Source organism: Amycolatopsis sp. WAC 04182, from assembly GCF_003947465.1.
GTDB lineage: Bacteria > Actinomycetota > Actinomycetes > Mycobacteriales > Pseudonocardiaceae > Amycolatopsis.
Window position 1 is genome coordinate 530,101 of sequence record NZ_QHJJ01000006.1, and the last position, 21,131, is coordinate 551,231.

Here is a 21,131-nt window from a genome sequence, read left to right on the forward strand (position 1 = left end):
GGAGAGAACACCATGTCCGCCCTCGCCCGGCTCACCGTCGCCGAGACCAAACTCTTCTTCCGCGAGCCGATGCTCGTGTTCTTCGTGCTCGCGTTCCCGCCGCTCCTGCTCGTGGTCCTCGGCGCGTTCCCCGCGCTGCGGGAACCCAGCGCGGACCTCGGCGGCGCCAGGGCGATCACCCTGTACCTGCCGATCATCGTCACTATGGGCCTCGCCATGTTCGCGCTGAACAGCGTGTCCCAGCTGCTCGCCACCTACCGGGAAAAGGGTGTGCTGCGGCGCATGCGGACCACCCCGGTCAAACCGCACGTCATGCTCGGCGCGCAGCTGCTGATGTCCACGATCATGTCCGTGGCGACGATGCTGGTCGTGCTGGCCATCGGCAGGGTGCTGTACGCCGTGGGCCTGCCCCGGCAGTTCTTCGCGTACCTGATCGCCTATCTGCTGACGGCGCTGGCGATGTTCGCCCTCGGCCTGCTCGTCGCCTCCGTCGCGCCGACCGGCAAGAGCGCGGGCGCGATCGGGACCCTGCTGTTCTTCCCGATCCTGTTCTTCGCCGGTCTCTGGGTGCCGCGCGCCGAGATGAACGACGTCCTGCGGACGATCAGCGACTTCACCCCGCTGGGCGCCGGCGTGCAATCATTGCAGGACGCCACCGCCGGTCACTGGCCGCAACCACTGCAGGTGGCGGTCTTGCTGGGGTGGACGATCGTGGCGGGCGGGCTGGCCGCCCGGTACTTCCGCTGGGAGTGAGTCGTGGGCATCGAGGCGGAGCTCCGTGCGGAGTTCGACCGCTGGGAACGGGTCGAGACGAAGGTCTTCGACGTCCTTCCGTACGTCCTGCTGGCGATCGACGTCCTCATCTCGGTGCTGCTGCCGATCTGGCGGGTGCCGGTGCACCTCCCGGCGGTGCTCGCGCTTTCGGCCGGGATCCTGGCCTGGACCTTCTGGTTCCACACGCTCCACCCGGAATGGCACCGCAACGGCCCGCTGATGGGCCTGTACTACACGGGCCTGATGGTGCTGACGGCCTGCCTGGTCGCGGTCGCGCCGTGGTACGGCCTGTTCGCCTTCATCGGCTACCCCCAGGCGTTCCATTACCTGAAAGGCCGGTGGCGCTACGTCGGGGTCGCCGCCACGTCCGTGATCTCGGCGGTGTCGTACCTGGGTGGGCTGACCGGGATCCAGGACGAGAACATGTGGGCGGCGTGGGCGGCGCTCAGTGTGATCATCACCGTGCTGGCCAGTGCTTTCTCCCGGATCGCCGAGCAGTCGGACGAGCGCAACCTCAAACAGAAGCGGGCGCTCGCCGAGCTGCACGAGGCGAACACCAGGCTGGAGGCGGCGCTGGAGGAGAACGCCGGCCTGCACGCCCAGCTGCTGGTCCAGGCCAGGGAGGCCGGGGTGCTCGACGAGCGGCAGCGGATCGCCAGGGACATCCACGACACCCTGGCTCAGGGCCTGGCAGGCATCCTCACCCAGCTCCAGGCCGCCGAACAGACCCTGGACGAGCCCCCGGTGCTGCACCGGCACGTGACGAACGCGATGAACCTCGCGAGGGAGAGCCTGACCGAGGCACGCCGGACGGTGCACGCGGTGCAGCCGGAACCGCTCGCCGAGGGCAGGCTCCAGGACGCGATCGGCGAGGTGGCCAGACGCTGGTCGGAGGTGAACCACGTCGAGGCGGTGCTGACCACCACCGGCGACCCCCGGCCGATGCACGCCGATGTCGAGGTGACGTTGCTCCGGGCCGCGCAGGAAGCACTGGCCAACGTGGCCAAGCACGCGAAGGCGGGCAGAGTCGGCCTGACCCTGTCGTACATGGAGGATCTGGTGACGCTCGACGTGCGTGACGACGGGGTGGGCTTCGAGCCCTCTGCCAAGCGCGCCAAGGGTTCTGCCAACGGTGGGTACGGGCTGGCCGGGATGCGGCAGCGCGTGCAGCGCCTCGCCGGACGGCTCGACATCGAGTCGGAGCCGGGCGGGGGCACCGCGATCTCGGCGTCCGTGCCGGCGATCCCGGCCGGGGCCGAGCGATGATCTCGCTGCTGATCGTCGACGATCACCCGGTGGTGCGGGACGGGTTGCGGGGCATGTTCAGCGCAGACCCGCGCTTCGACGTCCTCGGTGAGGCCGGGGACGGCGAGGAGGCCATCGCCGCGGGGGTGAAGCTCCGGCCCGACGTGATCCTCATGGATCTCCGCATGCCCCGGATCGACGGCGTCACGGCCATCGAGGAGCTGGCGAAACGCGGGGTGACCTCGCGGATCCTCGTGCTCACCACCTACGACACGGACAGCGACGTGCTGCCCGCCATCCAGGCCGGTGCCACCGGATATCTGCTGAAGGACGCGCCGAGGGACGAACTGTTCCGCGCGGTGGAGGCGGCCGCGGAGGGCAAGGCGATGCTTTCCCCCGCCGTCGCGACCCGGTTGATGGGGCAGATGCGGCAGCCGGCCTCAGGTCCGCTCTCCCACCGTGAACTGGAAGTCCTGGAACTGATCGCCCAGGGCTCGACGAACCGCGAGGCCGCGAAGAGGCTGTTCATCAGCGAAGCGACGGTGAAGACCCACCTGCTGCACGTGTACGCGAAACTCGGCGTCAAAGACCGGGCGGCGGCCGTGGCCACGGCGTTCTCCCAGGGGTACCTGACACCGCGCGGCTGACGATACGGCGTCGGCGGAATCCTTGCGGGCCGCGACGGGCCGCATGTCAAAATCCAGCTATGACACCTGCGGTGGCGGCACTCGATGTCGGCGGAACGTCCATCAAGGCGGCCCTGTACGACGCGGACCTGAAAGACCTCGCCAGCCTGCGCGAGCCGACGGCGCGCGGAGCGGACGGCGAGGCGCTCGCGGACCAGGTCGCGCGGATCGTGGAAACGCTGGGCAAGCAGGCGGGGACCGGGACGCCGGACGCCGTCGGCGTGGTCATCCCCGGCATCGTCGACGAAATCGGGCGAGTGGCGCGGTTCTCGGCGAACCTCGACTTCCGGAACGTGCCGTTCGGCGAGATGCTCGACCGCAGGCTGGGGCTGCCGTTCGCGTTCGGGCACGACGTCCGCGCCGGCGGGCTCGCGGAGTTCCGCGTCGGCGCGGGCAAGGGCTGCACCGACGCCGCCTTCATCCCGGTCGGCACCGGGATCGCGGCCGCGCTCCAGCTCGACGGGAAGCTGTACGCCGCGGGCGGGCAAGGCGGCGAGATCGGGCATATCGACGTCGGCCACCGGCTGGCGTGCGGGTGCGGCGCGACGGGATGTCTCGAGGCGATCTCCTCCGCGTCGGCCATCGCCCGCCGCTACAGCGAGCACACGGGGCGGCCCGCGGACGGCGCCGAGCAGGTGGTCGACGCCGCTCGGCACGGCGACGAGGCCGCGATCTCCGTGGTCAACGACGCCCTCGAGGGGCTCGGCCACGGCATCAAGACCCTGGTCACCTTGCTCGCGCCCGAAGTCGTCGTCCTCGGCGGCGGCCTGTTCACCGCGGGCGACTACGTCCTCGAACCTGTCCGTGCGTGGCTGGCGGCGAACCTGCAGTTCCAGCGGATGCCCGAACTGCGGATCGCGCAGCTCGGCGACGAGGCGGGCCGGCTCGGCGCGGCGCTGCTCGCACTGGACCGGCTCAAGCCTTGACCACGCGCACGCCTTCCTCCTCGAAGGCGTGCACCCGCTCCGGATCCGCGCGGCCATCGGTGACGAGAACGTCGACGTCGGTGGTCGCGCAGATCTTCGCGAAGGCGTGACCGCCGAGTTTCCCGCTGTCGGCGAGCACGACGACCTGACGGGCACGGGCGGCCATCAGCCGGTTCGTGCTCGCGTCGCCCTCGTGATGGGCCTGCGCGCCGTGCACCGGGTCGAAGGCGTCCACCCCGAGGAACACCAGATCCAGCGAGATCTGGTCGAGGAACAGGTGCGACAGCGGCCCGGACAGGTCGAACGACTGCTGCCGCGCGACCCCGCCGGTCACCACGATCTTGATATTGGGCCGCACGGCCAGTTCGTGGGCGATGTTGAGCGCGTTCGTCACCACGGTGAGCGACGGCCCGCCGGTCGGCTCGCCCATGTCCGGCCGGGTCGCGAGCGCGCGGCCCACTTCGGTGCTCGTGAGGCCCCCGTTGAGGCCGACCACCATGCCGGGGTCGACCATTCTGGCCGCGGCGGCGGAAATCCGTTGCTGTTCGGGCGCGTTGCGCGCCGCCTTGTGCCGCAACGGAAGGTCGTACGCGACGTTGCTCGCGACGGCGCCGCCGCGCGTGCGGACCACGAGATTGCGGCCCGCCAGGTGATCGAGGTCCCGGCGGATCGTCGCGGGGGAGACACCGAGTTCGCCCGCCGAAACCTCGACGTCGACTTTTTCCTGTTCTCCCACCATGTCCAATAAAGCCGTGAGTCGTTCATGCCGATTCATCCCCAGCTCCCTCCCCGAAGCCCGATGTCGCTTACCGCACCGGACAAAGTACTACGCGTCGCGATACGGGCGGCGAGAAGCGGCGGTTTCGGGACAGCGGGAGGGAAAAGGGTGAAAGGGCGGGCGCCGGCCACCCCCAGTGTGACCGGCGTCCGCCCGGTGGCCGGCACGCCCAGGACCGGCCCGTTTCGCAGGCTATCTCCGCCGACTCCGGATCGATATCGGATTTACGCCCGTTCCGGTGACGTTCAGCGGATATTCGCCGCCAGATCAGCCCTTTCCGCCGAGCCCGCGAAGGAAGGCGAGTGACGGCATGAAGAAGTAGTCGCCGCCCTTCAGCGTCACCGCCTGCGGGATCGGATCCGCGGTCACCGTGCTCGTGCCCGCCCATTCCGTGGTGTAGACGGATTCCGGCCGCGGGCCCTGGCCGATGACCGGGTCGAGGCCCGGCGGCTTGACCCCGACGGGCGGGATCGGGAACCCCGGGTTGTTCGACCAGGTCGCCTGGGTGAACTCGAACTGGTTGCCCAGCACCGAATTGAACGCCATGAACAGCAGCCCGACGCCGCCGCTGGGCCGGGCCGACGGCGGGAGATCGGCGTTCGGGTCGTCGGCTCGTTCGCCGTAGGGCACGCCCCGCCGCGCCATCAGGTGCAGGCGTTCCTGCGGTGGCTGTTCGGCGCCTCCGCTGCCGCGCGGGTTCGTCTTCCGGATATGGGCCTGGAAGGGGCATTTGGCGCCGGCGGCGTCACTTCCATAGTCGAAGTTGTTCGGTACCGGACTTTCCGCACCCTCTTCCCGCTGCGCGGTCAGCGGAGTGCCGTCCTCGAAACGGCCGACGATCATCGCGCCCGCCCGTTCCCGGTCTTCGCCGACGAGGCCCAATTGATCCGCCAGAACCTCCTCCGACTGCTTGAACCGCCGCACATTCTGTTCCAATTTACGGAAAACGAAGTAGCTGCCGAAATGCACTCCGGGATCGGGTGCGGCGTGATCCGGGACGAGCACCTGATTCAGCGGAGTGGTCGGGTCCCAGACGCTGATCCCGTCCGTTCCCGTCTTTTCCGCGTGGATGTCCTCGACCAGGAACAGCGGCTGGCTCCGGCCGTCGACGTAGCCGAAATGCTCGATTCCGTCACCGTTGGCGTTCACCCGCCCGAATCCGGTTTCCTCGGCGACGACGGAAACCGTCGGCGGAATCAGCGCCAGAACCTCGTTCCGGCGTGCGGTCATCGGAGCGTCCTCGGCGTCGCCGACGATGACGACCGCGTGGATCTCGTCGTGATATCCCCCGTCGAACGTGGAGCGCGGCGGGTCGTTCAGCTTCTCGCGGGTCTCCTGCGCGCGCATGCCGAGACCGAACGATTCGTCCTGCGGCACTTCGATTTTCAGGAACCGGTAGCCCGCCGCCGTCAGCCCGGTGCCGACGTAGGGCGACCCCTTCACCCCTTCGGTTTTGAAGCGTTCGACCTCGGTCAGGTGGGCTTTCGCGGACTTCATCAGCGGGACGAGCGACGCGAGGAACTTCATCGCGTCCGGTGCCTCCGAAAACCGGAGGAACAGTGCGGAAAAATGGTCGCGAGCGTGGGCTTTGAGGATGTTCGGCTGTAGTTCTTCGAGCATCTTCGCGGCGTCGCCGGTCGCGGTCTTCCATTCCAAGGGCATGGTCAGATCGACGGACATGGCAAGGAACCCCCTCCTTGAAACCCCGCCCGGCGGCCCCGGCAGGTCTGTGCCGGTCGTCGCCGTGCGGGTCTTACCCCTTGATACAACCGATACCGAAAGCTCGCCGTCCTCACCCGCAAGTACCCTCTTTCGGCGGTTTTATCACTCGAAAGGACCAGTGCCTCCGTCACGCCCCGCGTTTAGTCGGGCAAAAACGCGTGAAGGCCCCCTTCCCTCGGCTCAGCCGAGGGAAGGGGGCCTTCACGCGCTAAAGCGGCCTAGGTGAGAGGCCGGTCGGTCGGCGCGATCGGGGCGGGCAGCACGTCCCGCCCGGTGAGGAACGCGTCCACCCCGGCCGCGGCCGAGCGGCCTTCGGCGATCGCCCACACGATGAGCGACTGGCCGCGGCCCATGTCGCCCGCCACGAACACGTTGTCGACGCTGGTCTTGAAGGACTTGTCGCGGGCGACGTTGCCGCGCTGGTCCAGTTCGACGTCGAGCGACTCCAGCAGGCCTTCCCGCTCCGGGCCGACGAAGCCCATCGCGAGCAGCACCAGCTGCGCGGGCAGTTCGCGTTCCGTGCCCTCGACCGGGACGAACTTGCCGCCCTCGTTGCGCACCTCGACCAGCTTCAGCGCGCGCACGCGCCCGTCGGCGTCGGCCAGGAATTCCTGGGTGTTGACCGAGTACAGCCGTTCGCCGCCCTCTTCGTGCGCGGACGAAACGCGGTAGATCATCGGGTACGTCGGCCACGGATGCGCGTCGGACCGCGAAAGCGGCGGCTTCGGCATGATCTCCAGCTGAGTCACCGACTTCGCGCCCTGGCGGTGCGAGGTCCCGACGCAGTCCGCACCGGTGTCGCCACCGCCGATGACCACGACGTCGAGGCCTTCGGCGCTGATCGGCGAGACGTCCAGCTCACCGGCGGCGGCCCGGTTGGCGTGCGGGAGGAACTCCATCGCCTGGTAAATGCCGTCGTGCTCGCGGCCGTCGATCGGCAGGTCGCGCCATGCCGTCGCGCCGCCGGCGAGGACCACGGCGTCGTAGGACGACTTGAGTTCCTCGACGGTGAGGTCGACGCCGACGTTCACCGAGGTCCGGAACTCCGTGCCCTCGGCCCGCATCTGGTCGAGGCGCCGGTCGAGGCGGTGCTTCTCCATCTTGAATTCGGGGATGCCGTAGCGCAGCAGCCCGCCGATCTTGTCGGCCCGTTCGAAGACCACGACGCTGTGGCCCGCGCGCGTGAGCTGCTGCGCCGCGGCGAGTCCCGACGGGCCGGACCCGACCACCGCCACCTTCTTGCCGGTCTTGACGACCGGCGGTTCCGGCGTGACCCAGCCTTCTTCGAAGGCCCGGTCGATGATCGAGATCTCGACCCGCTTGATGGTGACGGGATCGTCGTTGATCCCGAGCACACACGCCGTTTCGCACGGCGCCGGGCAGAGGGTCCCGGTGAACTCCGGGAAATTGTTGGTCGCGTGCAGCCGCTCGGCCGCGTCGCGCCAATCGTCGCGCCAGGTCAGCGTGTTCCACTCGGGGATGAGGTTCCCGAGCGGGCAGCCCTGGTGACAGAACGGGATACCGCAGTCCATGCAGCGTCCGGCCTGCTTCTGCAGCTTCGACGTCGCGAAGTCCTCGTACACCTCGCGCCAGTCCATCAGGCGCAGGTCGACGGGACGGCTCTTGGGCGTCTCGCGAGTGGTGGTCAGAAAGCCCTTGGGGTCAGCCATGTGCGGCCTCCATGATCGCCTCGTTCACGTCACGCCCGTCACGCTCGGCTTCAGCCTGCGCCGCGAGCACGCGCTTGTAGTCCTTCGGCATGACCTTGCCGAACCGGTCGACGGCGGCGTCCCAGTCGGCGAGCAGCGCACGCGCGACCGCGGACTCCGTTTCGTCGTAATGCTTTTCGAGCGCCTCGCGCAGGAAGTCCACATCGGACGAATCCAGCGGGTCGACGTCGACCATCTCCGGGTTGATCCGGTGCGCGGGCAGGTCCAGCACGTAGGCGACGCCGCCCGACATGCCGGCCGCGAAGTTGCGGCCCACGCTGCCGAGCACGACCACACGGCCACCGGTCATGTACTCGCAGCCGTGGTCGCCGACGCCTTCGACGACGGCCAGCGCGCCCGAGTTGCGCACGCAGAACCGCTCGCCGACCTTGCCGCGGATGAAGATCTCGCCGCTGGTCGCGCCGTAGCCGATCACGTTGCCCGCGATGATGTGCTCTTCGGCGTTGTATCGCGCCACCTTCGGCGGCCGCACGATGAGCCGTCCACCGGAGAGACCCTTGCCGACGTAGTCGTTGCCGTCGCCGTAGAGCCGCAGCGTGATGCCCTTGGGCACGAACGCGCCGAACGACTGACCGGCGGTCCCGGTGAAGGTGACGTCGATCGTGTTGTCCGGCAGGCCTTCGCCGCCCCACCGCTTGGTGAGTTCGTGGCCGAGCATGGTGCCGACGGTCCGGTTCACGTTGCGGACCGGCAGTTCCAGCCGCACCTTGTCCCCGGAGGACAGCGCGCCCTCGGCGAGCTGGATCAGCGTGTTGTCGAGCGCCTTCTCCAGCCCGTGGTCCTGCACCGTCTGCTGGTGCCGCAGCCCGGCCGGGGCCATGTCGGGCACGTGGAAGATCGGCGACAGGTCGAGCCCGGCGGCCTTCCAGTGGTCGATCGCCTTGCGCTTGTCGAGCATCTCCGCGTGGCCGACGGCCTCGGCGATGGACCGGAATCCCAGCTCCGCCAGGTATTCCCGGACCTCCTGGGCGATGAACTCGAAGAAGTTCACCACGTACTCCGCCTTGCCGCTGAACTTCTCGCGCAGCTTGGGGTTCTGCGTCGCGACGCCGACCGGGCAGGTGTCGAGGTGACACACCCGCATCATGATGCAGCCGGACACCACCAGCGGCGCGGTCGCGAAACCGAACTCCTCGGCGCCGAGCAGCGCGGCGATGACGACGTCACGGCCGGTCTTGAGCTGGCCGTCGGTCTGCACGACGATGCGGTCGCGCAGCCGGTTGGCCAGCAGCGTCTGCTGCGTCTCGGCGAGCCCGAGTTCCCACGGGCCGCCCGCGTGCTTGATCGACGACAGCGGCGAAGCGCCCGTGCCGCCGTCGTGCCCGGAGATGAGCACGACGTCCGCGTGCGCCTTGGACACACCGGCCGCGACCGTGCCGACGCCGACCTCGGACACGAGCTTCACGTGGATGCGCGCGGCCGGGTTGGCGTTCTTGAGGTCGTGGATCAGCTGGGCGAGATCCTCGATCGAGTAGATGTCGTGGTGCGGCGGCGGCGAGATCAGCCCGACACCCGCCGTGGAGTGCCGCGTCTTCGCGATCCACGGGTACACCTTCGCGCCGGGCAGCTGGCCGCCCTCGCCGGGCTTCGCGCCCTGCGCCATCTTGATCTGGATGTCGTCGGCGTTGACCAGGTACTCGCTCGTGACGCCGAACCGGCCGCTCGCGACCTGCTTGACCGCGCTGCGGCGTTCGGGGTCGTAGAGCCGGTCCGGATCCTCGCCGCCCTCACCGGTGTTCGACTTGCCGCCGAGCCGGTTCATCGCGATGGCGAGGGTTTCGTGCATCTCCGCCGAAATCGAGCCGTAGGAGATCGCGCCGGTGGCGAACCGCTTGACGATCTCGGAGACCGGTTCGACCTCCTCGATCGGCACGGCGGGCCGCTGGCCGATCTTGAAGTCGAACAGCCCGCGCAGCGTGTACAGCTTCTGCGCCTGGTCGTCGACGGCCTTCGTGTACTCCTTGAAGACCTCGTACTTCCCGGCACGGGTGGAGTGCTGCAGCTTGAACACCGTCTGCGGGTTGAACAGATGCGGTTCGCCCTCGCGGCGCCACTGGTAGTCCGAGCCGGTCTCCAGCTCGCGGTGGTTCGCGCGGAACCCGTCGCGCGGGAACGCCCGGCGGTGCCGCTCGGCGACTTCCAGCGCGAGCGTGTCGAAGCCGACGCCGCCGAGCCGGGAAGTGGTGCCGGTGAAGCAGTTCTGGATGACCTCGTCGCCGAGCCCGACCGCTTCGAAGATCTGCGCGCCGGTGTAGGAGGCCACTGTGGACACTCCCATCTTCGACATCGTCTTGCGGACGCCCTTGCCCAGCGCCTTGATGAGGTTCGCGGTCGCCTGCTTCGCGGTGACACCGGGGATCAGGCCCTGGTCGGCCATCTCTTCGACGGTCGCCATCGCCAGGTACGGGTTCACCGCCGCGACGCCGTAGCCGATCAGCAGCGCGATGTGGTGCACCTCGCGCGCGTCGCCCGCCTCGACGATGAGGCCGACCTGCGTGCGGGTCTTCTCGCGCACCAGGTGGTGGTGCACCGCGCCGGTGAGCAGGAGCGACGGGATGCCCGCGTGGTCTTCGTCGATGCCGCGGTCGGACAGCACGATCAGCCGCGCGCCCTCGGCGATGGCCGCGGACACCTCGGCGCGGATCTCGTCGAGCCGCCGCACGAGCGCCTCGCCGCCGCCGTGGACGTCGTAGGTGCCGTGCACGGTGACCGCCTGGAACTCGGGCAGATCGCCGTCGTCGTTGACGTGCACCAGCTTCGCGAACTCGTCGTTGTCCAGCACCGGGAACGGCAGCACGATCCGGCGGCACGACGACGCGTCGGCCTCCAGCAGGTTCGGCTGCGCGCCCAGCTGGGTGCCGAGCGCGGTGACCAGTTCCTCGCGGATCGCGTCCAGCGGCGGGTTGGTCACCTGGGCGAAGAGCTGGATGAAGTAGTCGAAGATCAGCCGCGGGCGGCTGGACAGCGACGCGATGGGGGAGTCGTTGCCCATCGAGCCGATCGGCTCCGCGCCGGTGCGGGCCATCGGCTGGAGCAGGACGTCGAGTTCCTCTTCGGTGTAGCCGAAAGCCTGCTGACGGCGCACGAGCGCGGCGTGCGGCGGGATCTCGCGCTCACGTTCGGGAAGCCCGTCGAGCGGGAGCAGCCCGTCCTCGACCCATTCGTCGTACGGGTGCTCGGTGGCGAGGCGGTCCTTGATCTCCTCGTCCTCGACGATCCGGCCGGCGGCCGTGTCCACGAGGAACATGCGGCCGGGCTCCAACCGTCCTTTCCGGACGATCGTGGACTGCTCCAGCTCCAGCACGCCGACCTCGCTGGCGAGGACGACGAGGCCGTCTTCGGTGACCCAATACCGGGCGGGGCGCAGGCCGTTGCGGTCGAGCACCGCGCCGATCTGGGTGCCGTCGGTGAAGGAGACCAGCGCCGGGCCGTCCCACGGCTCCATCAGCGTCGAGTGGAACTCGTAGAACGCGCGGCGCGCGGGGTCCATCTCCTGATGGTTCTCCCAGGCCTCCGGGATCATCATCAGCACGGCGTGCGGCAGCGGCCGTCCGCCGAGGTGGAGCAGCTCCAGCACCTCGTCGAAGGAGGCCGAGTCGCTCGCGCCGCGGGTGATGATCGGGTAGATCCGCTTGAGGTCGCCCGGGATCAGGTCGGATTCGAGCAGCGCCTCACGCGCGTCCATCCAGTTCCGGTTGCCGCGCAGGGTGTTGATCTCGCCGTTGTGGGCGACGTACCGGTACGGGTGCGCCAGCGGCCACGACGGGAAGGTGTTGGTGGAGAATCGGGAGTGCACCAGGCCGATGGCGCTGGTGACGCGCTCGTCGGTGAGGTCGGCGAAGAACTTCTCGACCTGCGGCTCGGTGAGCATTCCTTTGTAGACGATGGTGCGCGAAGACAGGCTCGGGAAGTAGACGTCGTCCTCGACGAGCGTGTGCTCGGCACGTTTGCGCACCACGAAGGCGGCGCGTTCCAGGGCAAGGCCCTCCAGTGCGTCCTGTCCGGCAAGGAACAGCTGGCTGAAGTACGGCATGGTCTCGGCCGCGCCGGTGCCGACGTGTTCGGTGTGGACGGGAAGCTCACGCCAGCCGAGGACGCGCATGCCCTCTTCGGCGGCGACGCGCTCGATGGTCGTCATCGCGCGGCCGCGGGCGTTTTCGTCCTGCGGAAGGAAAGCCGTGCCGACGGCGTACGCGCCGGGCTCGGGAAGTGCGAACCCGACGACCTCGCGATAGAACTCGTCGGGGACCTGGATGAGGATCCCGGCGCCGTCGCCGGTCTCCGGGTCGGCGCCGCGGGCCCCGCGATGTTCCAGGTTCCGCAGCGCGATCAGCGCTTTGGCGACGATGCCGTGATCGCGTTTACCGGAGAGATCGGCGACGAACGCGACACCGCAGGCGTCATGTTCGAACTCCGGGTCGTACAGGCCTTCGGGGGCCTTGCTGCCCTTGTAGCTGGCATGGTGGGTCACGGCTGGCCGCCTCCCAAGGCGTCGGCGCGACCGGTACCACTCCGTTCGGGTGGTTCGTACGTGAACCAGTTAACGGAGTGGTCCGGGACCGCGATGGTCAGTCGAGAGGGAACGATCCCGCCCGCGGAAACGGGGGCAGGCCTCGTAGAGCCGCACTGCACTGGGCGGCCGATGCGCATATCGGTACTGCTGTGCACGTGGGTGCCGTCTGGCCACTGTGGTGGGCGGCTGACGGGTACACGTGTTACTCCCGGGTTCGCCGGTCTTATGACGATAGTGTGAAATCGCTGTTATCGACATACGTCGCTTGGTCGGGGTGGGAAATGCCACGCGGGCGTTGACTTCAAACATCATCTGCCCACTGGCTGGAACGACATGTCCACTCAGTGGAGCATCAGCGCGCTGACCTGCGTAAATCACTGCGCGCATCCCCCGATAGTGTGACCTGGATCGCGCAGTGGAGTGGGTTTCGCCGGTGTTGCGGTGACCCCGGGTGACCGTCGAATCGCCCGAACGGCAGAGTGTCCCGGCCGGTTTGAGAGGCTTGGCCGATGGCGGATCGTTATCTCACCGTGGCGGGCACCGGGGTCCACGAGATCGAAATCCGGCGGTCGCGCTTCCTCTGCGCGCTCGCCCCGGTCACCTCGGAAGAGGCCGCCCGTGAGGTGATCGCCGCCAGGAAGAAGGCCGATCCGGCGGCCCGGCACCACTGTCACGCGTTCGTGTTGGGCGCCGACGGGCGCACCCAGCGTTCGAGTGACGACGGCGAGCCCGCGGGCACGGCGGGCACCCCGATGCTCGAGGTGCTCCGCCGCCGGGAGCTGACCGACACCGTCGCGGTGGTGACCCGCTACTTCGGCGGGGTGCTGCTCGGGGCCGGCGGCCTGATCCGCGCGTACGGGCAGGCCGTCTCGGAGGCCGTCGACGTCCTCGGCGTCCGGGAGTACCGGCGGCTGCGGCTGGTGGAGGTCGTCGTCGACTACGACCGGGCCGGACGGCTGGAGAACGACATCCGCTCGTCGCCGTACCTGCTGCACGCGACCCGCTTCGAGGACGTCGCGCATTTCGACGTCGGACTCGCGCCGGATCAGGGGGACGCGTTCCACGCCTGGCTCGCCGACCTCACCGGCGGGGAGGCCCTCGCCGAGGAGATCGGCGAGACCTGGCTGCCCACCCCGTGATCAGACGCGTCACTCACGTGATTGAAGGCGTAACTCGATGATCGCCCTCCAATCACGCGAGTTACGCCTCTGATCACGCGAGTTACGCCTTCGATCACGCGTGGGGACGGGCCCGCCACTCTTCCAGCGTGATGGCGTACTCGACCTCGCCCTCCTCCGTGCCGGGGATCGGGTTGTCGAAGTGCTCGTGATAGGTCCGGACGTGCCGCATCCCGATCTTCTCCATGACCCGCCGGGACCCCAGGTTCACCGCCATGGTCGCCGCCCAGATCCGCGTGGCCCCGAATTCGGTGAAACCCTTCTCCAGGAGTGCGAGCGAACCTTCGGTCGCATACCCCTTGCCCCAGGACGACCGGTTCAGCCGGTAGCCCAGTTCGGGGTCGTCCGTAGGGTGATCGCGCAACGGGCGGAAATGGAACCAGCCCAGGAAATCCCCGCTCGATTTCTCGATCGCCGCCCAGAACCCGTAACCGGGGAAACGCTCGTAGTAACCGAGAAAGGCGGGAAGGTCGTGGTTTACGATCTCCGCCCGGTCGGCGGGTTCGCCACCGTTGAGGTAGCGCATGACTTCGGGGTCGTCGTAGAGCGCGAACAGGTCGTCGACGTCGGCGTCGGTGAACTGTCGCAGCAGGAGCCGCTCGGTCTCCAAAAAGACAAGCATCGGCAAAGCGTGGCGACGGCGAGGCGCCCTGGCAACCGTTTTACGCGGCCGCTCCGGGGCCCGCGAGGTCGTCCAACGCGGCCGCCCCGGCCTCGGTGAGCAGGGCCGGAACGCGCTCGCCCCACCGGCCGTCTCTGGCGGGCGCCACCAGCCCGAGATGGGCGAGGCGATGCGCGGTGTGCTGGTCGCAGCAGGCGAGGCCGTCGACGAACAGGTCCGGCTCGCGGCTGCAGCTGATCTCGGCGTGGCCCTCGGCCACGGCTCTCAGGGTGGCCCGCTCACGATGGTTGAGGTCCGTCCGAAGGTCCATGGCGTGCCTCCTTTCCGTCCCGCACTGAACAGTCAAACCCATACCCCCGACAGTTTCCGTCTCCTTGGATGCGAAGTCCGGGATTTCGGGCGGACTGAAGGGCGGCGAGTCGCCCACTAAGGGGTATCACCGGGTATTCGAGGCGGAAGCGGTTCCAGTTCGGTCTTGCGCAGATGGCGGAAAATGATCGAGCTGCGGAAGCCGATGATCTCCTTACGCTTCGCCAAGCGATCCACCAGGAATGCGTGGAGCTGATCGACGTCCTGTGCGGCGACATGGATCAGGAAATCGTCGCTGCCGGCGGTGACGAAGACCGAAAGGACTTCCGGCAATTCCGCGACCGAACGCTGGAAGGAGTCGATCACCTCCCGGCTCAAGGGCCGCACCTGCGCCGAGACCATCGCCTGGACGCCGCGGTTGAGGCTGCGCAGGTCGATGTCGGCGTGATACCCGCGGATGACGCCGCGCTCCCGCAGCAGCCGGGTCCGTTCCAGGCAGGTCGACGGCGCGACGCCGACCTTGCGGGCGATGTCGCGGTTCGACTGCCGCGCATCCGCCTGGAGTTCCCGGATGATCGCCGAATCAAGTTCGTCCACGCTCACTCCTTCGCCCGGTCTGCCGAATAACGTTCGGCAGAGCCTCCGCAAGCTTGGGCGTCAGCCTAGCTTCAACGCAATTAGCCGACTAAATGCGTGGGAGGAAGCGGAATGTCCGTACAGGAGTTGGTCGTCCGGAGGGGACGCCGGTCGGGAGTGACCACGATGGTGGCCGTGCATTCGAGCACGCTCGGCCCGGCCGTCGGCGGCTGCCGGTTCAAGGTCTATCCGCGGGTCCACGACGCTATCGACGACGTCTTGCGGCTGTCCGCGGCGATGACGCGCAAATGCGCGGTCGCGGGCCTGGACTTCGGCGGCGGCAAGAGTGTCGTCGCGCTCGACGCCGTGCCGACCGCCGAGCAGCGGCGCGAGATCCTGCTCGACCACGCCGACCTCATCGCGTCACTCGACGGCGCGTATCTCGCCGGTCCGGACGTCGGAACCGGCCCGGCGGACATGCTCGTGCTGCGCGAGCGCACCCCGCACGTGTTCTGCCTCCCCGAGGAGCACGGTGGGACCGGTTCGTCGAGCGGGCCGACCGCCGTCGGCGTGCTCGCCGCCCTGCGAGCGGGCGCGCGGGCCGTCTTCGGTGACGACGAGATGCACGGCCGCAAGGTGGTCATCAGCGGCTACGGCTCGGTCGGCGCCCACCTGGCCGCCGATCTGGTCACGCGCGGCGCCGAGGTCATCGTGTCCGATGTGGACGAACGACGCCTCACCGCGGCCCACGACCAAGGCCTGACCCTGGTCCAGCCGGAGGAAGTGCTCGGCATCGAGGCCGACATCCTGATGCCGGCGGCCGTTGGCGGCGTGTTCGGCCCGGGAACCGAGGTCAACGCGCCGCTCGTCGTCGGCCCGGCCAACAACCAGCTCACTGAGGACACGGTGGCGGACGACCTCGCCGCCAAGGGAATCCTGTGGATCCCGGATTTCGTCGCGAGCGCCGGGGGAGTGGTCTACACGCTCGGCCGCGAAGCCGAAGACCTGACTCACGAACAGGCGCTCGACCGCGTCGAAACCCTGGAGGAGACGACGCGAAGGATTCTCGACGCCGCTTCGGCCAACGGCACCACGCCGTTGGCCGAAGCGGACGCACTCGCCGAAGCGAGACTCACTTCTGGTGCGGAGCCACGTACTCCTTCGCCTCGGGAGCCTCGAACAGCGGCTTGACGTAGCGGACCCCGCCCTCGGCCGACGCGTCCGGTGTCGCCGCGTACACCTGGCGCGTCGCCGGGGTGCCCGCCTTCGAGAAGTCCAGCGCCGCCACCAGGTCACCCGTGCTCGCCGACGTCGTCTGCTTCAGCGCCGCGGCGATGCCCTCCCGGGTGAGGTCCTTGTTCTCGCAGGCCTTCTTGAGCACCGTGCCCCAGACCTCGCCGACCGCGTATCCGTAGGGGATCCCGCCGTTCGGGGTCTCCTTGTACGCCGCCTTGTACTTCGTCGCGACGTCCTTGGCCTTGGGGATGTCGGCGGAGAACGGCACACTGCTGGCGACGATCGTCAGCTTGTCCAGCGCGTTCGCCGCCGGGCTCTTGAGCAGCACCGGGTCGAAGGTCGGGTTGTTGCCGAGCACGGGGACGTCGAGCCCGAGCGCCTTGTTCGCCGCGAGGGCGGAGCCGGTCTGCGCCGGCGTGGTGGTCAGGACGATGGCCTTGACGCCGTCGCCCTTGAGCCCGGTGACGATGTTGGTGAGGTCGTTGTCCGTGGAGGTCACCTTGACCTCCTTGACCGTCAGATTGTGCTTCTTCGCGTAGAACTGCGAGCCGCGCAGACCGTTCTTGCCGTACTCGCCGTCGATGTAGACGTGCCCGATCGTGTCGCCGTCCTTCACCAGGCCCTGTTCCTGGAAGTACGACAGGCCGTCGATGATCTCCAGGTCGTAGGTCGTCCCGACGATCATCACGTACTGGTTGTCGAGCAGTTCCGAAGACCACGACGCGGGCGCGGCGACGGTCTTGTCCGACGCGATGTTCTGCTTCAGCGCGGCCACCACGGGCGAGCCGAGCAACTGCACGAAGCCGAGGACCTTCGGCTCGATCTGCGGATACAGCGTCTTCGCCGTGTCCGCCTTGTAGCCGTGGTCCACGGTCTCGAGTTTGACCTGACGCCCGCACGCCCCGCCCCCGGCGTTGAAGTCCTTGGCCCACAACTCGTTCCCCTGCGTGATGCCGAGCCCGAGGTTCTTGAACACCCCGGTCTTGTCGGTCATCACGCCGAGGGTGATCTCCGACGCCGTCACTCCTTTGTCGGTCTTGACGCCCGAACCGTCCGCCCCCGAGGACCCCGAGTCGCCCGCCTTCGTGCTGCACGCCGAGAGGGCGAGGACCGCCGCCAGCGCGACGGCCGGATATGTGCGCTTCATTTGTCTTGCTCCTCCGGGAGATGAGGTTTCCTTGCTGACGTGATCCGGCGACCGATCGCGGCGAGCCCGCCAGGTTCGAAGAGCACCACGAGGATGATCGCGGCGCCGTAGACGAACGAGCTGACCAGGATCGGGGTCAGTGCGCCGTCGCCGGTTCCGGAGAACCAGCCGAGATCGGCGGAGTACAGCGAAAGCACCTGCGGCAACCCGTTGACGATCAACGCGCCCACCAGCGCGCCGGGCACCGAGCCGAGTCCCCCGATGATCACCATGGCCAGGAAGGCGATGGAGATGTTGATGCCGTACGTGCCGAATTCGCTCTCGTCGGGTTTGAGGATGTCGAACCACAGCACGGTCATCGCGCCCGCGAGCCCCGCGTACGCCGATGAGACGGCGAACGCGCCGGCCTTGGCGCGCGTGACACTGACGCCCATCACGGACGCCGCGGCCTCGTTGTCCCGCACCGCGCGCCACGACCGGCCGACCCGGCTGCGCACCGCCGCCTTGGCGACCACGAACGCGAGCACGGTCAGCAGCAGGAACAGGTACCAGAGCCGTTCCGCCTGCCGGATCGGCACGCCCATCAGCTCGATTTCGGGGCCGTCGTTGGTGAACGGGAAACCGAACAGCGAGAACGGTTCGGGGCTGCGCCCGGTCGACGTCCCGCCGGTCAGTGTCTCGGCCGACTGTCCGAAGTAGAGCCCGAGGAACACCAGCGAAAGCGACGCGACACCGAGGTAGATCCCGCGCAGCCGTCCGGAAACCGGCGCGAACGCCAAGCCGAGCAGCGCGGCGATGACCACCGCGCCGACCAGCGAGAGGCCCGGATCGAGGCCGAGCCCGAACACGCGCTCGTCGTCGACCGGTCCGGAAAGGACGGTGTACCCGGTCGCGCCCGCCAGCAGGAAGAACGCGTGCGCCAGGGACAACTGCCCGGCCTGCCCGACCAGCATCGTCAGCCCGATCGCGCCGACGCCGCCGATCATCATGTACTGCCCGGCCTTCAGCCAGGCGGCGTCGAGGTACAACGGGATCGCGAGCAGGACGACCAGCAGCGCGATCCAGGCCAGCGCCTTGAGCAGCCGTCCCCGATCGCGTTTCGCGGGCGGTGTCGGCGGGGCGGCGGGAGGGGCTTTCACGGCGGTGTCAGACACGTGTGCTCTCCCTCGTCCCGAACAACCCCGACGGCCGCACCACCAGGACCACGAGCATCACCAGGAAGACCGCGCTCTTGGAGAAGTCGAACGACACGTACTGAGCCGAAAGCGCCTCGACCAGCCCGACGACCAGGCCGCCCACCACCGCGCCCGCCGTCGAGTCGAGCCCGCCGAGGATGGCCGCGGGGAACGCCGCGAGCGCGATGGAGTGCGTGCCGCGGGACAGTCCCGCGCCGGAGAAGTCCTGCGTGGCGATGAAGAGCACCGCGACCCCGGCGAGGACCCCGGCGACCACCCACGCCGTCGCCGTCACCCGGGAACTGCGGATTCCCATCAGCGCGGCGGCTTCGCGGTTCTCGGCCTGCGCCCGCATCGCGACGCCCCAGTTGGAGTACTTGAACGCCAACGTGAACGCGGTGATCAGCACGGCGGCGACGAGCAGCGCCACCAGATGCGTGCGGAACAGCGTGATCCCGCCGATCTGGAACGGCTGCGCGTCCCAGGCGTCGCCGAGGAACGGCAGCGTGACGCCGAGGCGCCGCACGATCTCCTCGGTGATGATCACGTCGACACCGATCGTCAGCAGCGCCAGGCTGTTCGCGTCCGCGTGCTTTGAGCGGGACAGCAGGAACCGTTCCAGCAGAAGGGCGAGCAGACCGGCCGAGAGGATGCCGACCAGTGAAGCGCCCGCCCAGCCGAGCGATTCGCGCGTCACGACGACCAGGTAGCCGCCGAAGAGCACGAGCGAGCCGTGCGCGAAGTTGACCACTTCGGTGGCCTTGAAGATGATCACGAAACCCAGCGCCAGCAACGCGAACACCGCGCCCTTGCCGAGCCCGTTCACCACGAGTTGCAGAAAAGTGTTCACGCCGTGGCCTCCGTGCCGAGATATGCCCTGATCACGTCCGGATCCGACTGGACCTCGGCCGGGGTGCCGTCGGCGATCCGCCTGCCGAAGTCCAGGACGGTGACCCGGTCCGCGATGCCCATCACCAGCCCCATGTCGTGTTCCACCAGCAGGATCGAGATGCCGAGCTCGTCGCGGACGTCGCGGATCGTCCCGGCCAGTTCGGCGGTCTCGGTGGCGTTCATGCCCGCCGCGGGTTCGTCGAGCAGCAGGAGGACCGGCTCGACGGCGAGCGCGCGGGCGAGGTCGACGCGCTTCACGGCGCCGTAGGGCAGCGCGCCGACGGGGAGATCCACCAGCGCGCCGATGCCGAGGAAGTCGCAGATCTCCTTGACCCGCGCGGAATGCCGTCGTTCGGCGCGGACCGTCCACGGCAGCCGGAGCCCGCAGGCGAGGAAGCCGCCCTTGGTCAGCGCGTGCCGTCCGAGCATGACGTTGTCGAGCACGGTGGAGCCGGGGGAGAGGGCGGCGTTCTGGAAGGACCGGCCGACGCCGAGGCCGGCCAGCCGGTGCGGCGGGAGTCCGGAAAGGACGGCGTCGCCGAGCCGGACGCTGCCGGTGTTCGCCCGGTAGAGCCCGCTGATCACGTTGAAACAGCTGGACTTGCCGGCGCCGTTCGGGCCGATGAGCGCGTGCAGCGAACCGGAGCCGACGGTGAAGGAGACGTCGTCGAGCGCCCTGATCCCGCCGAAGCGCAGGGTCACGTTCTCGACGTGCAGCTCGGGCGGCGTCATCCGGCCCACCTCGACAGGCGCCGGCCCGCGAGCTGCTTGCGGGCGTCGGCGGCTTCGGCCTCGGCGGTGGCCTGCGATTCGGCGTGGCCGCCGAGGTAGAGCCGCTGGACCTCCTCGCTCGCCGCGAGTTCGGCCGTCGTCCCGGCGAGCGCGACCCTGCCCACCTCCAGGACGATCGCGTGATCGGCGACGCGCAACGCCATCACGGCGTTCTGCTCGACCAGCACCACGGCGGTGCCCTGGTCGTGGATCTCGCGGATGATGTCGCCGATCTGCTCGACGATCTTCGGCGCGAGACCGAGCGAGGGTTCGTCGAGCAGCAGGAGCCGAGGGCCCGACATCAGCGCGCGGCCGATCGCGAGCATCTGCTGCTCGCCGCCGGAGAGCAGGCCCGCTCGTTGCTTGGCCCGTTCGGACAGGACCGGGAAGAGTTCGTCGACGCGTTTGCGCGCGGCGGCGCGCTGCTCGGGGGAGCGGGCGCCGATCCCGCCCGCGCGCAGGTTCTCCTCGACCGTCATCCGCGCGAAGACCTGGCGACCCTCGGGGACGCCGACCACGCCGAGACCGACGATGCGGGCGGGGTCCAGTTTGGTCAGTGGTTTGCCGTCGTAGCGCACCTCGCCGGCGGAAACCGAGCCGCGGTGCATACGGAGCGTGCCGGACACGGTGCGGAGCAGCGTCGACTTCCCGGCACCGTTGCTGCCGAGGACGGCCAGCACTCCATCAGGTGAAACGTCGAGGTCGACCCCGTGCAGTGCGGCCACCGATCGGCCGTACCGCACTTGAAGATCACGGACACTCAGCAAGCCGCCTCCTCCATCCGTGTGACCCGAGTCACGATCGGTGGCGGTCATCCTGCGTGGGCACCCTCCGCCGCGTTACCCCCACCTG

At 68.8% G+C, this 21,131-nt stretch carries 18 protein-coding genes; 6 read left to right on the top strand and 12 right to left on the bottom strand.

The genetic code is table 11. The annotated features are described in order from the left end of the window. The first annotated feature begins 12 nt into the window (after positions 1 to 12). The 4 genes from DMH01_RS31560 to DMH01_RS31575 all read left to right on the top strand — a co-directional run bounded on the left by DMH01_RS31560 (position 13) and on the right by DMH01_RS31575 (position 3,631). Positions 13 to 753 carry an ABC transporter permease gene (locus tag DMH01_RS31560; protein ID WP_125681158.1) on the top strand — a complete coding sequence of 247 codons (741 nt, stop codon included), beginning with the start codon at positions 13 to 15 and terminating at the stop codon, positions 751 to 753. A gap of 3 nt (positions 754 to 756) precedes the next feature. Then, complete coding sequence (locus DMH01_RS31565; protein WP_125681160.1) at positions 757 to 2,040, top strand: sensor histidine kinase; 1,284 nt, start codon at positions 757 to 759, stop codon at positions 2,038 to 2,040. Further along, the gene (locus DMH01_RS31570; RefSeq protein ID WP_125681162.1) at positions 2,037 to 2,666 is read left to right on the top strand and encodes a response regulator transcription factor; all 630 of its coding nucleotides are present in this window, start codon (positions 2,037 to 2,039) and stop codon (positions 2,664 to 2,666) included. Before DMH01_RS31565 ends, DMH01_RS31570 begins: the two co-directional genes overlap by 4 nt. A 71-nt stretch (positions 2,667 to 2,737) precedes the next feature. After that, the gene (locus tag DMH01_RS31575; protein WP_125681447.1) at positions 2,738 to 3,631 is read left to right on the top strand and encodes an ROK family protein; all 894 of its coding nucleotides are present in this window, start codon (positions 2,738 to 2,740) and stop codon (positions 3,629 to 3,631) included. Here DMH01_RS31575 and DMH01_RS31580 read toward each other — a convergent pair. From DMH01_RS31580 to gltB, 4 genes are all read right to left on the bottom strand, one after another. Next, positions 3,621 to 4,406 carry a DeoR/GlpR family DNA-binding transcription regulator gene (locus tag DMH01_RS31580; RefSeq protein ID WP_125681164.1) on the bottom strand — a complete coding sequence of 262 codons (786 nt, stop codon included), beginning with the start codon at positions 4,404 to 4,406 and terminating at the stop codon, positions 3,621 to 3,623. The genes DMH01_RS31575 and DMH01_RS31580 overlap by 11 nt on opposite strands. Before the next feature lie 270 nt (positions 4,407 to 4,676). Next, a complete protein-coding gene (locus tag DMH01_RS31585; protein WP_125681166.1) occupies positions 4,677 to 6,089 on the bottom strand; it encodes a Dyp-type peroxidase in 1,413 nt (470 codons plus the stop codon). 260 nt (positions 6,090 to 6,349) lie between these two features. Continuing rightward, a complete protein-coding gene (locus tag DMH01_RS31590) occupies positions 6,350 to 7,801 on the bottom strand; it encodes a glutamate synthase subunit beta (protein WP_125681169.1) in 1,452 nt (483 codons plus the stop codon). Next, entirely contained in the window at positions 7,794 to 12,332 is a 4,539-nt protein-coding gene (gene gltB / locus DMH01_RS31595) for a glutamate synthase large subunit (protein WP_125681171.1), read from the bottom strand. Before gltB ends, DMH01_RS31590 begins: the two co-directional genes overlap by 8 nt. A 551-nt stretch (positions 12,333 to 12,883) precedes the next feature. Here gltB and DMH01_RS31600 point away from each other — a divergent pair. Further along, on the top strand, positions 12,884 to 13,513 hold the full coding sequence (locus DMH01_RS31600) for a YigZ family protein (protein WP_125681173.1): 630 nt from the start codon (positions 12,884 to 12,886) through the stop codon (positions 13,511 to 13,513). A 94-nt stretch (positions 13,514 to 13,607) separates the two neighbouring features. On the opposite strand, the gene DMH01_RS31605 is transcribed toward DMH01_RS31600, so the two are convergent. The 3 genes from DMH01_RS31605 to DMH01_RS31615 form a co-directional block, all read right to left on the bottom strand. Next, complete coding sequence (locus DMH01_RS31605; protein WP_125681175.1) at positions 13,608 to 14,174, bottom strand: GNAT family N-acetyltransferase; 567 nt, start codon at positions 14,172 to 14,174, stop codon at positions 13,608 to 13,610. Between the two features lie 40 nt (positions 14,175 to 14,214). Next, positions 14,215 to 14,484, bottom strand: coding sequence for a hypothetical protein (locus tag DMH01_RS31610; protein WP_034313021.1), 270 nt, complete (start codon positions 14,482 to 14,484; stop codon positions 14,215 to 14,217). 116 nt (positions 14,485 to 14,600) lie between these two features. Continuing rightward, positions 14,601 to 15,080 (bottom strand): Lrp/AsnC family transcriptional regulator, encoded by a 480-nt coding sequence (locus tag DMH01_RS31615; protein WP_125681177.1) that lies wholly within the window; start codon positions 15,078 to 15,080, stop codon positions 14,601 to 14,603. A 111-nt stretch (positions 15,081 to 15,191) separates the two neighbouring features. Between DMH01_RS31615 and DMH01_RS31620 the strand changes: the two genes are divergently transcribed. Beyond that, complete coding sequence (locus DMH01_RS31620; RefSeq protein WP_125681179.1) at positions 15,192 to 16,250, top strand: Glu/Leu/Phe/Val dehydrogenase dimerization domain-containing protein; 1,059 nt, start codon at positions 15,192 to 15,194, stop codon at positions 16,248 to 16,250. On the opposite strand, the gene DMH01_RS31625 is transcribed toward DMH01_RS31620, so the two are convergent. Genes DMH01_RS31625 through DMH01_RS31645 form a run of 5 tightly spaced genes read right to left on the bottom strand, consistent with a single transcriptional unit; the run spans position 16,192 to position 21,046 of the window. Beyond that, on the bottom strand, positions 16,192 to 17,442 hold the full coding sequence (locus tag DMH01_RS31625) for an ABC transporter substrate-binding protein (protein ID WP_125681181.1): 1,251 nt from the start codon (positions 17,440 to 17,442) through the stop codon (positions 16,192 to 16,194). The genes DMH01_RS31620 and DMH01_RS31625 overlap by 59 nt on opposite strands. Beyond that, the gene (locus DMH01_RS31630) at positions 17,439 to 18,596 is read right to left on the bottom strand and encodes a branched-chain amino acid ABC transporter permease (protein WP_125681183.1); all 1,158 of its coding nucleotides are present in this window, start codon (positions 18,594 to 18,596) and stop codon (positions 17,439 to 17,441) included. Before DMH01_RS31630 ends, DMH01_RS31625 begins: the two co-directional genes overlap by 4 nt. Then, entirely contained in the window at positions 18,589 to 19,467 is an 879-nt protein-coding gene (locus DMH01_RS31635; RefSeq protein ID WP_125681185.1) for a branched-chain amino acid ABC transporter permease, read from the bottom strand. The genes DMH01_RS31630 and DMH01_RS31635 overlap by 8 nt, the downstream gene beginning before the upstream one ends. Further along, positions 19,464 to 20,240, bottom strand: a complete 777-nt coding sequence (locus tag DMH01_RS31640) for an ABC transporter ATP-binding protein (protein ID WP_199745700.1) — start codon at positions 20,238 to 20,240, stop codon at positions 19,464 to 19,466. Before DMH01_RS31640 ends, DMH01_RS31635 begins: the two co-directional genes overlap by 4 nt. Beyond that, entirely contained in the window at positions 20,237 to 21,046 is an 810-nt protein-coding gene (locus tag DMH01_RS31645; protein WP_125681189.1) for an ABC transporter ATP-binding protein, read from the bottom strand. Before DMH01_RS31645 ends, DMH01_RS31640 begins: the two co-directional genes overlap by 4 nt. Positions 21,047 to 21,131: the final 85 nt, after the last annotated feature.